The sequence below is a fragment of the Oculatella sp. FACHB-28 genome, assembly GCF_014696015.1.
Classification (GTDB): Bacteria; Cyanobacteriota; Cyanobacteriia; order Elainellales; family Elainellaceae; genus JAAUTN01.
The window spans coordinates 80,874-95,660 of the sequence record NZ_JACJPJ010000088.1; the positions used below are offsets into that span (position 1 = coordinate 80,874).

At 49.2% G+C, this 14,787-nt stretch carries 15 protein-coding genes; 7 read left to right on the plus strand and 8 right to left on the minus strand.

Annotated elements, in window-relative coordinates; all coding sequences use genetic code 11:
• Positions 1 to 92: 92 nt before the first annotated feature.
• The gene (locus tag H6F88_RS22285) at positions 93 to 452 is read left to right on the plus strand and encodes a hypothetical protein (RefSeq protein WP_190644924.1); all 360 of its coding nucleotides are present in this window, start codon (positions 93 to 95) and stop codon (positions 450 to 452) included.
• Between the two features lie 24 nt (positions 453 to 476).
• On the opposite strand, the gene H6F88_RS33540 is transcribed toward H6F88_RS22285, so the two are convergent.
• The 3 genes from H6F88_RS33540 to H6F88_RS22295 all read right to left on the minus strand — a co-directional run bounded on the left by H6F88_RS33540 (position 477) and on the right by H6F88_RS22295 (position 2,231).
• A complete protein-coding gene (locus H6F88_RS33540; protein ID WP_347277728.1) occupies positions 477 to 1,133 on the minus strand; it encodes a sulfite exporter TauE/SafE family protein in 657 nt (218 codons plus the stop codon).
• Positions 1,100 to 1,264, minus strand: a complete 165-nt coding sequence (locus H6F88_RS33545; protein WP_242050657.1) for a hypothetical protein — start codon at positions 1,262 to 1,264, stop codon at positions 1,100 to 1,102. The genes H6F88_RS33540 and H6F88_RS33545 overlap by 34 nt, the downstream gene beginning before the upstream one ends.
• A 136-nt stretch (positions 1,265 to 1,400) precedes the next feature.
• A complete protein-coding gene (locus H6F88_RS22295) occupies positions 1,401 to 2,231 on the minus strand; it encodes a sugar phosphate nucleotidyltransferase (protein ID WP_242050658.1) in 831 nt (276 codons plus the stop codon).
• A gap of 129 nt (positions 2,232 to 2,360) precedes the next feature.
• Between H6F88_RS22295 and hpsL the strand changes: the two genes are divergently transcribed.
• The 4 genes from hpsL to hpsP all read left to right on the plus strand — a co-directional run bounded on the left by hpsL (position 2,361) and on the right by hpsP (position 7,786).
• Positions 2,361 to 4,076, plus strand: coding sequence for a hormogonium polysaccharide biosynthesis protein HpsL (hpsL, locus tag H6F88_RS22300; RefSeq protein WP_190644925.1), 1,716 nt, complete (start codon positions 2,361 to 2,363; stop codon positions 4,074 to 4,076).
• 122 nt (positions 4,077 to 4,198) lie between these two features.
• Entirely contained in the window at positions 4,199 to 5,242 is a 1,044-nt protein-coding gene (gene hpsN, locus H6F88_RS22305; protein ID WP_190644926.1) for a hormogonium polysaccharide biosynthesis glycosyltransferase HpsN, read from the plus strand.
• Between the two features lie 145 nt (positions 5,243 to 5,387).
• Positions 5,388 to 6,566 (plus strand): hormogonium polysaccharide biosynthesis glycosyltransferase HpsO, encoded by a 1,179-nt coding sequence (hpsO, locus tag H6F88_RS22310; protein WP_190644927.1) that lies wholly within the window; start codon positions 5,388 to 5,390, stop codon positions 6,564 to 6,566.
• Positions 6,567 to 6,589: 23 nt separating this feature from the next.
• Complete coding sequence (gene hpsP, locus H6F88_RS22315) at positions 6,590 to 7,786, plus strand: hormogonium polysaccharide biosynthesis glycosyltransferase HpsP (protein ID WP_190644961.1); 1,197 nt, start codon at positions 6,590 to 6,592, stop codon at positions 7,784 to 7,786.
• A gap of 3 nt (positions 7,787 to 7,789) precedes the next feature.
• Here the strand turns inward: hpsP and H6F88_RS22320 are convergent, their stop codons facing one another.
• On the minus strand, positions 7,790 to 8,458 hold the full coding sequence (locus tag H6F88_RS22320; RefSeq protein ID WP_190644928.1) for a phosphoribosyltransferase family protein: 669 nt from the start codon (positions 8,456 to 8,458) through the stop codon (positions 7,790 to 7,792).
• A 246-nt stretch (positions 8,459 to 8,704) separates the two neighbouring features.
• On the opposite strand from H6F88_RS22320, the gene H6F88_RS22325 reads away from it, so the two are divergent.
• On the plus strand, positions 8,705 to 9,406 hold the full coding sequence (locus tag H6F88_RS22325; protein ID WP_190644929.1) for a uracil-DNA glycosylase: 702 nt from the start codon (positions 8,705 to 8,707) through the stop codon (positions 9,404 to 9,406).
• 1 nt (position 9,407) lies between these two features.
• Here H6F88_RS22325 and H6F88_RS22330 read toward each other — a convergent pair whose 3' ends face one another.
• Genes H6F88_RS22330 through tyrS form a run of 3 tightly spaced genes read right to left on the minus strand, consistent with a single transcriptional unit; the run spans position 9,408 to position 12,003 of the window.
• Positions 9,408 to 10,016: a hypothetical protein gene (locus H6F88_RS22330; protein ID WP_199333745.1), complete on the minus strand. Its 609-nt coding sequence runs from the start codon at positions 10,014 to 10,016 to the stop codon at positions 9,408 to 9,410.
• An 18-nt stretch (positions 10,017 to 10,034) separates the two neighbouring features.
• A complete protein-coding gene (gene pyrF, locus H6F88_RS22335; protein ID WP_190644930.1) occupies positions 10,035 to 10,754 on the minus strand; it encodes an orotidine-5'-phosphate decarboxylase in 720 nt (239 codons plus the stop codon).
• 1 nt (position 10,755) lies between these two features.
• Complete coding sequence (tyrS, locus tag H6F88_RS22340) at positions 10,756 to 12,003, minus strand: tyrosine--tRNA ligase (RefSeq protein WP_190644931.1); 1,248 nt, start codon at positions 12,001 to 12,003, stop codon at positions 10,756 to 10,758.
• A 409-nt stretch (positions 12,004 to 12,412) separates the two neighbouring features.
• Between tyrS and H6F88_RS22345 the strand changes: the two genes are divergently transcribed.
• Positions 12,413 to 14,335, plus strand: a complete 1,923-nt coding sequence (locus H6F88_RS22345; RefSeq protein WP_347277346.1) for a penicillin-binding protein 1A — start codon at positions 12,413 to 12,415, stop codon at positions 14,333 to 14,335.
• On the opposite strand, the gene H6F88_RS22350 is transcribed toward H6F88_RS22345, so the two are convergent.
• Complete coding sequence (locus tag H6F88_RS22350) at positions 14,332 to 14,655, minus strand: DUF1825 family protein (protein ID WP_190644932.1); 324 nt, start codon at positions 14,653 to 14,655, stop codon at positions 14,332 to 14,334. The genes H6F88_RS22345 and H6F88_RS22350 overlap by 4 nt on opposite strands.
• Positions 14,656 to 14,787 lie beyond the last annotated feature (132 nt).

Sequence of the window (14,787 nt, forward strand, 5' to 3'; positions counted from 1 at the left end):
TAACCAGAATGCAATTCAACCTTCAGCTAGATGAGTCAAAAGCTAGAAACCTGTCTAATCATTGACAACATCGCAAAAGAGAAAGTCCAGCAATGAGGCGCTTCAATCTTTTTACCCTGATCTATTTAGCTGCAGCGACAGTATTTGCCATCATTTGGTTTTCGCTCAGCAGCACTGGAGCAGCACTCGCAGCTGGATTTGCCCTGACACTTATGGTGTGCAGCCTATTTCCCTGGTGGCAACGCACAATTGGTGATATGGGTAAAAAGGGGAACTACATTGTCGATGCGATCGGAATTTTGGTGCCCTTAGCAATTCAGATTTACGGCTTGATCTCAGGAGAACTAGGGCTGAGCTACTTTCTGATTGGTTTTGCGATCGTAATGCTAATTTCCACAATTGAAGATGTAGTGGTGCTAAATCGCTTAGAAAGGGCACAGCGGCAAGTGTAAAAGAAACACAACCAAATAGGGTTATTAGGCAGTTGACTTATGCTTAGCCAGCTTCAACGCTGATAGCAACAAAACTGTACCCAAGCTTAAGTACAACAGAGAGCTTGATACGTACCTTAAAAGATTGCTGCCAACAAATGCACCCAAAATTGAACCAGATGCCATTGAAACGATAAATTTCTGTTCTAATTTAGCTTCCCTGAGCCTTTTCTGACTTCTATACTTAAACAAACCCATCACAATAGTTGGAATGCTGATCGCAAGACTCAAGCTTCCTGCCAGCTTAATATCAACCGAAAACAACAAAATAATCGTCGGGATAATTAACTCTCCACCTGCCACACCCAACATACTGCTGAACACGCCAATTACGATTCCTTTTAAAAATCCCAATCTGATTTTTAAAAGGCTCGGCAGTTGCAAACTCTCCAGACTAAAGATGAGATGATGCCCTATCAACACAACGCTAAGAAAAATTAGAAAAACGACGACAACTCGGTTTAATACCCGCTCGTTAATTTGAGTTGCATAATGCACTCCAACAGAAGAGCCGATTAGAGAGCCTGCCAAAATATTTACGATCACTGCCCAACTTGCAGCAACATTCTCTAGCCCCACAACGCTACTTCGAAAAATGAATGAAAATGTTACTGTGACAAGGCTGACAATGAGGTTGATGATAACTGCTGTAAAGTTCGATAGTGAAAAACGCTGACTAAAACGGGTAAGCGGAACTCTGCACCGCCCAACCCAATCAATCCACCCAGAACCCCGACTAAAGCACCCCAAGCAAACGCCCAGAAGTTTCGCATTCAAATCTCCACATCTAGCGACAACAAGATTGTGAGCGGCGTGCTTTGAGGTTGAGCTAATCAACTTAGCAGCACTTAATTCTAATCCGGGTAGGGTGCGTTGCTTGGTAGCAACGCACCAGGTCATAATGCTCGATCACCAATTAGCTTCATACGCATCTCGAACAGCTTGAGCCAAATTTTCGGGAGTGCCAATGTCCAGGTAGCGACCTTGCTCAAAAACCTCAGCTTCCACTCGAAAACCCTGATCGATCGCCGCTTGAATCACATCTCCAATAGGCAGCTCTGGTCGTGGCTCGGTCAAAGATTCTGAGTCTGAGGAATACTGGGAAGCGATCGCCTTCAAGTACTCATGCATGAAGTGGGTGAACTTCGGAGTCCAGGTGGCGATCGCCCACATATAGCGCAAATCAGTTTGAAGCGGCTTCTCAATCACATAACGAACCCGCCCCGACAAATCAAAATCTACCATTCCTGCCTTGCTCGGCTGCTCAGTTGGAAACAATCCCAGCACGACATCAGCACTCCCGTTTGCCTGACGTGCGAGAATTTTGGCAAACGCATCCTGTGGTTGAAACAAAATATCGGGAAATCCCAGCGCAATCACCGCATCCTGCACAAATGGGTAAGCCTGATCCAGTGTATAGGGAACTCCAAACGGCACGTGCACCGTCAGATAGGCAAGATGCATGTCCAGCATCGTACCATCGCCAAAATAGTTTGGAATATCCCACTTTCCCGGACGCAGCACCAAATACGCTGTTGTAACGCCCGCCTGCCGCATCTTCTCCAGCAGATAATGGCAGACTACCTTAGGGCGCAAACTGCCATTCGCACCACGGCGAAACCCAATCGGATAAAGCTCCTTACTCATCGGTAAAGGAGCAATCCTTGTCGCCTGACCCCCTGCGGGCAACAGTCCAATAACTCGTTGCGGATAATGACTTACCAAATCTTTAATTTTCAAAGAAGTAAATGAAGATCTGACCCAACCGGTACTGACGTGTCTGCGTATTGATTAATATATAACCGACCTCAAGCTGCATCCGACCAATCCGCTTGCTACCTATTTTGCGAACGCTTTTACTGAATTCCTATGCTGAAAACGAAACCGACCCGGAAATCTAAGCGGAAATCGAAACAGCAAGACACCCCTGAAGCCCCAGCTTTGTCGCTCAAAGAGCGGATCGCCCAAAAGAAAAAAGCTGCACGAATTCGTCAAGACTTAATTCGCTTCACCACCTTTGCAGCTTTCTTCTCTGCCATCATCGGCTTGATTGTAGGCTTAGCAGGTGGCTGGAAGGCAGGAGTCGGCTCAGCAGTCGGCATTCTCTACACCTCCTTGTCCTTCAAATATCCCCGCCATGCACTATGGGCCTTCCTAATTTACTTGCCCTTTGGCGGCACTATCACCTACTACATCGGCAATAGTCCGCTACTTCAGCTTGCCAAGGACGGCTTCTACATTCCGGCTTTGTTCGGTGTGATTCAGTATTGCCGTCGTGAAAACCTGCCCATCCTGATTCCTAAACGGCTCGTTACCCCCCTGGCAATTCTGTTTGTCCTCTGTTTGTTTACTCTAGTATTCGTCAACGGAATGCAGCAGCTCTCAGCTCATGCCCCTCTAGACGGAACCCTGTATGCAGTGGCAGAAGGAGGGATGTATGAAGATGCTGACGTTTCGGCAGGTGGTAGCCCCATCCTGATGGGGATTCTTGGGTTTAAGGTCTTAATGGGTTACATTCCCCTGATTGTTTGTGCCTACTATCTGATTCGAGACAAGAATGATTTGTTGTTTCTGACTCGAACGACCCTCGTTGTAATCTTGGTCTGCTGCGGTCTTGCCTTCATCCAATACCTATTCCTTAAAACAGGACGGTGCCAGGGTACCCGGTTTGCAGAAGGGTCCAGTTTGTTTAGAGCTTCTCTAGACGCCAAGTGCTTTGTGGGTGGTTCCTTACTTTACAGTCCAGAGCAGGGGCAAATTCGTTTACCGGGAACATTCGTTGCACCCTGGCAGTGGGGTTGGTTTCTCATCTCAGCAGGTTTCTTTGGTTTCGCTTCTGCCTTTAGCGATCCCTTTGCTCGCTGGAGAACAATGGGACTATTGTCCATGGCAGCTGTCTTTGTCATGTCTGTTCTCTCGGGTCAGAGGATTGCGCTGGCACTTGTTCCAGTCTCAATAGGAGTCCTTCTCATCCTGACAGGTCAGGTTGTCAACTTGAAGCGGTTCGTTCCCGCTGCCTTTATCTTGGCAATCATCCTAGGTATTGCTACAGTCAACAACCCAGCGATTCTACAGGAGCGGGTTGAGAGCTTTCAGAGCAGATGGGAAGCTTCTCCTCCTCAAGAATTTATTATGAGTCAGTTTGAGTGGGCGCTAGGAGTTCAAGAAGGCATACTAGGCAAAGGGTTAGGCAGAGCAACAAACTCGGCAAGGGTATTTGGCGATACGGCATTCTTTGAAACTTATTACCCCAAGCTAATCTATGAGATTGGACCTCTGGGTGTACTGGCATTTTTGGCAGTAGTCACAGTTTTAACCATTGAAACGTTTAGGGCCTATCGTTCTGTCAAGGAGCGCAACCTGCGAAGTTATGGGGCCTCTTTCTGGGTCTTTGTCCTACTGATCAGCTACAACACCTATTACTATCCGCTAGATGTTGATCCGGTTGCCGTTTACTACTGGTTTTTTGCTGGGGTCGTGTTAAAACTACCTGAGTTAGACCGTCAGGAAAAGCTAGCTGCACAAGGCATAGAAGAGCCGGTGGGTAGGAAGAGGAAGCGCTTGAAACGAGCAGGATTCAGTTAGTTTTGTGTTAAGAAGGGTGTGGGTTAGCCTAGCCTAATCCAGTCAAATGAGTTGCGATCGCTTTTTGTTAATCGTTTTTTGTTGGTGTATACGCTTATCAAGGTTTATTAGGAGCGTCTCCCTTGACTTTGCCTCTGATCTCTGTCGTCATTCCAACCTATGGCCGCGAGGAAGTTCTACGGGACACCTTAACCAATGTCATCCAGCAGGACTACCCAAACTATGAAGTGCTGGTGGTAGACCAAACGCAGAACCATGAGCCTGAAACTGAGGCTTACTTAAACGAACTGGCGGCTACCGAGAAGATTCGCCTGTTTCGGGTAGGCTGGGCCAGTTTGCCGGGTGCTAGAAATTACGCAGTCCGTCGTGCTTTAGGAGAAATTATTCTCTTTATTGATGATGACGTGCAGTTACCGCCCGGATTTATAGCTGCCCACGCTCAAAATTTTTCCCGATCAGAAATTGGTGCAGTCGCGGGGCGAGTATTTGACCGGATGAAGCTGGCAGATGCTGATCCAGGTTTGACGATCGAATATTTGCCTGCTGAAGCGATGGACCCTGGAATTGCCTGGTATCACATTGATTTGGTGCATACGATTAAGCCTCAGCGTGTTTTGACGGCAAGAGGCTGCAATATGTCCTTCCGCCGTGACCTGTTTGAGAAGTATGGGCTATGGTTTGACGAACGGTTCCGGGGTAGCGCAGTGCGGGAGGAGTCAGATTTTTGCCTGCACATTCGCCAAACGGGGCTGCAAATTTGGTATGACCCGGAGGCGCACCTGGTGCATCTAGGTGAGGAAACGGGCGGCTGTCATGACATCAGTACGCGATCGCTCAAATACCAAATTACCTTCTACCACAACCACTTCCTTCTGGGGCTAAAAAACCTCACCTTTTCTCAGGCGCTGCGACTATTCGCCCGACTGTTTGACTGCCATGTGCTGGGTCGTCCACCCTGCCATAAAAGCGGTTCTCCCCTTAAGATTTTAAGTCGAGCCGGATTCTACACGGCTGGCTTTTTAAGTGCTTTATGGACAGTGATCCAATCGCTTTGGAATGATGGACAGTCCTATAGCCGTCTAGATCAGGAAGATAGTAGTCCCAAAATCAGCCTGAATAGCCAGAAGTCGGAGGTTAAAAGTCAAGAATCAGGAGTCAGTGGGTAAGGGGCGATTACCCTACAGGGGGAACTGCTTCGCATCGCCCGCATCTGCTTGAAACGATTGAAACTCACAGACTTGCAGTCCGCCTTAATCCATACCTTAAAGACTAACCATCAGCCGCAAAGTTAATCAGCCGTGGAGTTGTAAAGTGAGAATTCTGGTAGCGAGTCACACCTACATCGTTGACCTGAACTGCGAAAAACTCAGACTCATGGCTGCGTTGGAGCCAGGTATTGAAGTTACGATTGTAGTGCCTCGACGCTGGCGACCCGGAGGCGTACAAAATAAGCTGATTGAAACGCGATTTCGACAGGAAGGTTCGTTTCAGGTTGTACCTGTCTCTAACTTCAGCGAAAACAACCAGGGGCTTTTACTATTTGGGGCTGACCTAGTTTCGTTGCTGCGAAAATTTCGTCCTGAAATTATTCAAGTTGAGCAAGGTTCTAAAGCACTGGCTTACTTTGAGTTAATTACCCTGAATCGCATCCTACGGCTCAACGCTAAAAACGTGTTTTTTACCTGGTGGAATTTACCCTACGACCTGAAGTTTCCGATCTCCTGGCTAGAGAGCTACAACCTGCGCCACACGCAAGGACTAATTGTAGGAAATCAGGATGGAGCCGAGATTTTGCAGCAGCGAGGCTATCGGGGAGCCACAAAAGTGATGCCTCAGCTTGGGGTAGATGAAAAATTGTTTTGCCCTCGGCTTCAACCTGAACTAACGGCTAAAGTTGGCGTTAAGCCGCATGAATTTGTGGTGGGTTTTGTCGGTCGGTTTGTCCCAGAAAAGGGACTCCTAACGCTGCTTAAAGCCGTTGAGAAATTGGGCGATCGCCCCTGGAAACTGCTGCTGCTTGGTCGCGGTCCATTAAAACAAACGCTAATGGATGAAGCAGCAGCAATGGGAATTGGCGATCGCATCATTTGGGTCGAGAGTGTTCCCCACGATGACGTGCCTCGCTATATCAACTTAATGAACTGCTTGGTCTTGCCCTCCGAAACTGATAAGCAGTTTAAAACATTAACTTCTGCTGGCTGGAAAGAACAGTTTGGACACGTCTTAATTGAGGCAATGGCGTGTCAGATTCCGGTTGTCGGGTCAGATTCGGGCGAAATTCCCTACGTGATCAAAGATGCAGGTTTGATTTTCCCAGAAGGGAACGTGGTTGCTTTGTCAGACTGTTTAGCCAAGCTGATTGATCAGCCAGAGCTAGCTCGTGATCTTGCCCAGCGAGGCTACAGCAGAGCCATGACCCACTACACTAATCTGGCTCTAGCAAAGCAACAGCTTGAATTCTATAAGCAAATTCTTGGCAACCGCCACTAAGTCCAGCCACTATGCATCACCCGCTGCGGATTCTCCAAATTGTTCCCTCGATTTCCTTGGTTTATGGCGGTCCGAGTCAGATGGTGCTGGGTCTTTCTAAGGCGTTAGCGGCTGAAGGCGTTGAGGTGACAGTACTAACGACTGACTCAAATGGCGACGTAGGTCAGCCACCCCTAGATGTACCGCTCGATCGCCCCGTTGCTCAAGAAGGTTATCAAGTTCGTTACTTTCGCTGCTCCCCTTTCCGCCGCTACAAGTTTTCGTTGGGGTTGTTGCGCTGGCTAGCTGACCATGCCGATGAATTTGACTTGGCTCACATCCATGCCCTGTTTTCTCCCATCAGTAGTTTTTCGGCTAGCGTTGCTCGTTCTAAAAATCTTCCCTACTTATTGCGTCCGTTAGGAACCCTTGATCCTGCTGACTTACAGAAAAAGAAGGCACTCAAGCAAATTTACGCGGCGCTGTTAGAACGTCCAAATCTGGCTGGAGCCGCCGCTGTCCATTTCACTAGTCCTCAAGAAGCTAAAGTCTCAGAACGCTTTGGAGCCGTCACACAGGATTTGGTAATTCCTTTGGGAGTTAACTGGCAAAAACCTAACCCAGCAGATTCTCAAACAGTCCATGATGCTGCGTTGCACAACCTAAAAATTCCGCAGCAACAGGGTGTTCCCCTGGTATTATTTATGTCGCGGATTGATCCCAAAAAGGGATTGGATTTGCTGTTCCCGGCATTAGAAAGACTGCTGGCAGAGGGATTAAAATTCCATTTCGTGCTGGCTGGTGGTAATCCACAAGACCCAGATTATGAGAATCGCATTCGCACCCAGGTGCAAAGTTCATCTCTAGCGCCACATTCTACAATTGTCGGATTTGTTACGGGTGACTCAAAAACGGCCTTGCTGCAAACGGCTGACCTATTTGTGCTGCCGTCCTACTACGAAAACTTTGGTATCGCTGTCGCAGAAGCAATGGCGGCGGGCGTGCCCGTCGTTATTTCAGATCAGGTACACATCTGGGAAGATGTGAAACAGTCAGAGGCAGGCTGGGTCAGCGCTTGCGAAGTGAATGCCCTGACAGACCAGCTGAGAGCCGCAATTCAATCTGTGCCGGAGCGGCAACGGCGTGGCGCAAACGCTCAGGCTCATGCGCTCAAACACTATAGCTGGAAGGCGATCGCCCAACAAACAATCCAGGCATACCAGCAAATTTTGGCGAAATAATCCTTACCCTTCGTTTTGCTGAACTAAACAAGCCAGCGCCTCTTCCATCTCGACTTGAGGAAACTCTGCATAAAAGCGACTAACACTGAGGAAGGTTTCGGGAGCGGCTAACACAATCACGCGATCGCCCCAATGCTTTAACAAACTGACCAACTCTAGAGGAGCAACCGGAGCGCAAATCAAGATTTTTGCAGGTCGTTTTGCCCGTAGTGCCCTGGCTGCGACTGCCATTGTCATTCCCGTCGCAATGCCATCATCTACTAGAACGGCGATCGCCCCTTTGGGATCGATCTGTGGACGGCTAGCAGTAAACTGTTCCAATTGCTCCTGTGCTTTAGCCTGTGCCTCTTGCAGCGCCAATCGCCAGGAGCCACCAAGCGGTTGAATAAAAGCACCCTGACGAGAGCGAATGATATGCCCATCTGCCGTGACTGCACCAATTGCTAGCTCTGGGTTTTCGGGACGAGTTACCTTTTTGGCAATCACTACATCAAGTGGACAGTTTAGCGATCGCGCCACAGGAGCCGCTACGGGCAACCCACCCCTCGGCAACGCATAGACAATAGCCCTCATAGGCAGCAGCAAGTCCAACTGTTCAACTTCCTGAAGAACGGCTTGTGCCAACTTTTCTCCAGCTTCCTGGCGATCGCGAAACAAAGGAATAGGCGGCATCGCTCCCTCCAGGTCCGGTGGGATCAAGCCTATCATGCCTGATTTTGTCGTCTAATCAGGAAAATCTTGAATTCCCAAGCTAAATAAGTCCTGGCTAGAAAAAATTGGCTCTAAAATTTAAAAGATTGCCCTAACTGCAAGCAACAACCAAACTGTTTAGAGAAGCCCTGTCTAGAAAGACGACAAGTTTAGGAATTCTTTCCTGCTCTCGCTTGCGGTCAATACGCCGACACTTTTAAGAACTACATGCCTGATCAAATTGACTTGTTTAACCTGTCGGAGGTCAAAGACACCGCGCCCCCTGCCGACTTTAATCCAGACCTGATCCCCACTGATGTAAAGGTGCCAATTCCGTCTGGCACTTACCCGACGCTTGATCCAATCCCCGATCACTGCAATCGCTGCCACCGCTGTGACTTAGGGGCGACGCGTACTCATGCGGTAGTTGGGCGGGGCAATCCAAAAGCAGACATCATGATCGTGGGAGAAGGTCCAGGGCAAAACGAGGATGAAACCGGGATACCCTTTATCGGCAAAGCGGGACAGCTTTTAGAAAAAATTCTAGAGTCCGTTAAGCTCAGCAGTCAGGATGACGTTTACATCTCCAACGTTGTGAAGTGCCGTCCGCCCAACAATCGCACTCCGACGACGGACGAGATGGAAGCCTGTAAACCCTACCTGATGGAGCAGATCCGCTTAGTTGATCCCAAAATTATTCTGTTAACCGGAGCAACGGCAGTAAAAGGCATAACGGGTGACAAACGAGGCATTACTAAAATCCGAGGGGAGTGGTTGGAATGGGATAACCGGCTCTGTATGCCAATTTTTCACCCTGCCTACCTGCTGCGAAATCAGTCACGGGAAAAAGGCGGACCCAAATGGCTGATGTGGCAGGATATTCAGGCAGTACGGGCTAAGCTCGATGAAATTCGGGGATCAGGAGCCTAACTTACAAAGGCTGTATGTCTCCAGCCCGGCAGTCCCTTAACCAAGTCTGAATCGCCCGACCAATTACTCCATTACTGGTGTCTGTTGGAGGGGAAGGGGGTTCGTCGGAAGGACTGCCGATTTGGGAGAGCATTAGCACAAAGCGCCAACCACTCTCTGCCTGGGTGAGAAACAGCCAGTGATAGTGCTGAAACTGCACAACTTCACCAGTTACGTACTGTCTTTCTAGAGTTGTGAAGAAAACTTGGTCAGGATCGTCTTCCGGTGCCGTTGGCGTGTACTCACCGGGTCCAAGGCTCAGCGGCTCAAATTCGGGTCGTCCTGCTAGTAAGACGTAGCCGAAAACGTCGAGCGATCGCTCCCGATTTCGGGCCCGCTGGCTTACCCGGTTTGCATAACTCGGCAGATCTCGTAGCAGTATTGCAGTCAAGCTTTCTAAATTGTCTGGGCAAGTAACCTCAGGGCGAATGTAGTCAGCGGCATCAGCGTGTCCTGGTAGTGCGGTGGGATGGTCTGAATGGGTTGTTGCTGCAAGAGATGGCGCAAATCCGCCTGCTACCAGCCCACCTGCTATCCAACAAAGCCATTTCTGTGTGGCTTGCCACTGCATTAAAGTTGACTCCTACGATTACAGGACGGTGGCTAATTCATCACAAATTCGCTCAAAGGCAATAACAGGATCTTCTGCCGCCGTGATCGGACGACCAATCACCAAATAATTGGCTCCTGCTTTCAATGCAGCCGCAGGGGTAAGCGATCGCCTCTGATCCCCTGCTTCTGCCCAGGTCGGACGCACTCCCGGACAGACGAGCAAAAAGCGATCGCCACAGGTTTGGCGCAACTGTTCCACTTCCTGGGGTGAACAAACTGCCCCAGCTAGACCGCTCTCCTGAGCTAATAAAGCCATTTGCAGCGCATAGTCTGTTAGCTCCAGCGGAATTTTTAGCTCAAACGCCAGCGATCGCAAATTCAGACTAGTCAACACCGTAATCGCAATCAGCTTAGGTGGGGTATGGCTGGCGGCGATTGCACCCTCCTGTGCTACAGCCTGTGCAGCCTTGAGCGCCTCACTGCCTGCCGTTGCATGAATCGTCACTAGGTCTACACCATAACTCGCTGCTGCCCGACACGCTCCCGCAACCGTATTAGGAATGTCGTGAAACTTCAAATCTAAAAAGATTTGCTTCTGGCGTTCTTTCAACACCGTCAAAATTCCAGAGCCGCTGCTGACAAACAGTTCCAGCCCCACTTTCCAAAAGCTGACCTGCGGCAGGCGATCGATCAGAGCGATCGCCTCCCTTTCACTAGAAACGTCTAACGGAACAATGATGCGATCGGCTGGAGACATACTAAACCACTAAGCGAACAAACCTATTTTTGCCGACTTGTAGCACCTTGCCGTTGAGGTCAGCCGCCGTTTCAAAGATGAGATTGACATCTTGAATGCGATCGCCATCCAGCCGCACCCCCCCATTTTGAATCTGTCGTCGCGCCTCAGAACTGCTGCTACACAAGCCACTCACGCTAACAATATAGAAAAACTTGGCAGGAAACTGCACCGATTCCAGAGAAAATTCTGGCACCGCCTCAGCGCTAGCCGTACCACCTTGCACCAGGGATTGGGCTGCTTGTTGGGCTGCTAGGGCTGCATCTTTACCGTGATATTGAGTCACGATGTCTAGAGCCAGCATTTTTTGGCGATCGCGCGGAGCCTCTGGCAACTGGTCAAGTGGAAGGTTAGTTAAAAGCTCGAAGTACTGCTCAATTACGCTGTCCGGGGTCTTTTCCAGCTTGGAATACATACTCAGCGCATCTTCCGATAACCCAACGTAGTTGCCCAAAGACTTTGACATTTTCTGCACACCGTCCGTTCCAGGCAAAATCGGCATGAGCAAACCGAACTGGGGCGATCGCCCAAAATGCCGCTGCAAATCTCGTCCCACTGCAATGTTAAATTTTTGATCCGTTCCGCCTAATTCCACATCTGCATCCAATGCCACGGAATCATAGCCCTGCATCAGCGGATAGAGAAATTCATGCAGATAAATTGGGTTACTTTGCTTGTATCGCTCCGCAAACCCTTCTTTAGCCAGCATTTGCCCAACGGTCATCGTCGCCAACAGTTCCAAAATCTTAGACAGATCAAGCTGCGATAGCCATTCCGAGTTATAGCGGATTTCCAACCGCCCTGGAGTCTCAAAGTCTAAAATGGGTCGAAGCTGTTCGATGTACGTTTGGGCATTTTGCTTGACTTCCTCTGCGGTAAGCTGGCGACGCACTTCTGACTTTCCAGTTGGGTCGCCAATCCGGGCAGTAAAATCACCGATCAGCAAAATTGCCGTATGCCCTGCATCCTGAAATGCTCTCAGCTTACGGAATGCAATGCTGTGACCCAGGTGAATGTCTGCCCCCGTCGCGTCAATTCCAAGTTTGACTCGCAGGGGTTTATCCGCTTGAGCGATGCGCTGCACCAAATTTTCGTCAGGCTGGTCAGAATCAGGCTGATTGGGGAAAATTTCACTCAAACCGCGATTCAGCCATGAAAGGGAGGTTGCATTTGCCGATTCAGAAGCCATACTTGGCACAGATAAATCCATTTAGCACTGCTTTATATTCAAGCATTTGACGAGCAAACTACTATAATTGCAAAACTTATAGGACATAGAAAAGCCCTAGTCTAATTCTTACTTTCTGGGTAGAGGCGATCGCTATCATGCCCTCCACGAACAAGAGAAACAATACGTTACGCTAACGCTAACGCAGCCTAAACTAGAAAGCCATTCAGGCAACTTCTGCAAATCTCCGGACTCTCAATTCAAGGCTCAAGACGCAAACCAGGTACTTAATAAATTTTTTGTCAACTCTCTGCAGAAGCAAGCCAACTCTCCTCTGTAAGCGTAATATCCAAAAATAACCGCTTATTTTGTTTCCTTTTATCCTTGACTTCTGCCTCTAATCTACGTTTTCACAACCTTCTCTGATTTTCGACTAAGGAATTAAACTGCTGTGTCGTCTAACCCTACTGTCAAAAATAAGCAAAAACAATCAGAAGACCTCGCTCCAGTCTTTCAATTTGTCCAGACAGTGGGCAAGGTGACAGCCGGCACGTTGCTGGGCATCACGATGCTGACCAGTTCTGTGATTGCAGGTGGGCTTGTCGGTTTGGCAATCAGCTTTCGTAATTTGCCGGACGTGCGGATGTTACGAAACTATATTCCTTCAGAAACGAGCTACGTCTACGACATCAACGGCACTCTGCTAGACAGCATTCATGATGAAGTCAATCGGGATGTCGTTGACCTCAACAGCATTTCTCCAGATCTGAAACGGGCCGTGATTGCGATCGAAGACAGCCAGTTCTTTTTCCATCACGGCATTAACCCTGGCAGTATCGCCCGTGCCTTCCTGGCTAATTTGGAGGAAGGACGAACGGTTGAAGGTGGCTCCACCTTGACCATGCAGTTGGTGAAAAACCTGTTCCTTACGCCGGAGCGATCGCTTAGCCGCAAAGTCGCAGAAGCCGTATTAGCCCTCCGACTAGAGCAGGTTTTCACCAAAGACCAGATTTTGGAAATGTACCTGAATCAGGTCTACTGGGGACACAACACCTATGGTGTAGAAACTGCAGCCCAAAGTTACTTCAACAAATCAGCCTCCGAATTAACTCTGGCAGAGTCCGCCATGATGGCAGGCTTGATTCAAGCACCAGAGAGCTACAGCCCCTTCCTCGATTATCAGCTTGCCAGGCAGCGGCAGTCTGTCATTTTGAGCAGAATGCGCCGGTTAAACTGGATCACCGCTGAAGAAGAAGCCACTGCCAGACAGCAGCCCTTACGTTTGGGGCAAGTGACCTCTTTTCGGGCAAGTCAAGCTCCCTACGTAACTGAAGCCGTACTGCAAGAGCTAAACGAGCGCTTTGGTCAAGATTCTGTCATTAAAGGCGGAATGCGGGTCCAGACTACAATCGATCTGAAGCTCCAGCGAATCGCCGAGGAAACGGTCACACGCGGCTATCAAACTATCCGACGGCGAGGCTTGAATGCAGACCAGATGGCGCTAGTCGCCGTTGATCCTCGGACGCATTTCGTGAAAGCAATGGTTGGCGGAGTAGACTACAACAACAGCCAGTACAACCGAGCAATTCAGGCAATTCGTCAGCCTGGTTCAGCCTTTAAGCCATTTGTTTACTACGTTGCGTTTGCCTCTGGCAAATATCGCCCCGACTCAATCATTAATGACACTCCCGTCAGTTATCCCGACGGTTACGAAACCTACAGTCCGCAAAATTACGGTGGTGGCTTTAGCGGCCCAATTACCTTAAGATCTGCCCTGGAGCAATCCCGAAACGTTCCTGCTGTACGTTTAGGACAATCAGTCGGACTCAATCGCGTTATTGAAGTGGTGCGAACCTTAGGCATTACTAGCCCAATTGAACCAGTCACATCACTACCACTCGGCTCTGTTGACCTGACTCCCCTGGAGATGGCGGCTGCTTATGCGACCTTTGCAAGTGGTGGTTGGCAATCCCAAACAACTTTTATCGTTCAGGTGACTGATAGCACAGGTAAAACACTGCTAGACAATACCCCCCAGCCTCAATTAGTCCTAGATCCTTGGGCAGTTGCCTCTCTCAACGATGTATTGCAAGGAGTGGTGACTCGCGGTACAGCCACATCCGCGCGTTTAGATCGCCCAGCCGCAGGAAAAACTGGAACTACTTCATCTGAGCGAGATATCTGGTTCGTCGGCTATGTGCCACAGCTTTCGGTTGCCGTTTGGATTGGCAACGACGACTATCGCCCCATCGGTATTGGAGCGACTGGCGGCGGTTATGTCGCTCCAATTTGGCGTGACTTTATGCAACAGGCATTACAGGGCGTACCTGTAGAAAACTTCCCGCCTGCCTCAAACTTTCCGCGCCCCGACTAGACCTGTTTCTCTAATTCAGACTTCATGCGTTCGAGGGTGTAATGCATCTGGTCAAACATCTGCTGAGGCGTTACACCAAATTGACCTAGCTGGGTTTTTAGCTGCTCAACAGTCATTTGCGCCATGAAGTCTTCGGATAGCTCAAACCGCTTCATGAAGATGCGGTAGCGTTCCATCATTTCTTCCATTTTTTCGATGAAAAGCTTCTTGCCCTCACGGTCAAACTTGCCGTAGTCACCGCCTAGCTGCATGAGGTTCTGGTAGTCCTCAAACAACTGTCTAGCCTCTTGCTGAACAATTTCAGAGTCAAAGAATCCCATTTCTATTCACATCCACTGATGCTCTTGCCTATGCTCTCTAGGTGATAGAGAGTTAACTATGCTTTTTATTTAAACCTATCTTAATCCAACCTCGAGTAGGCTAGAGGGTCGGTAATCCCTACAGTTGAAGTT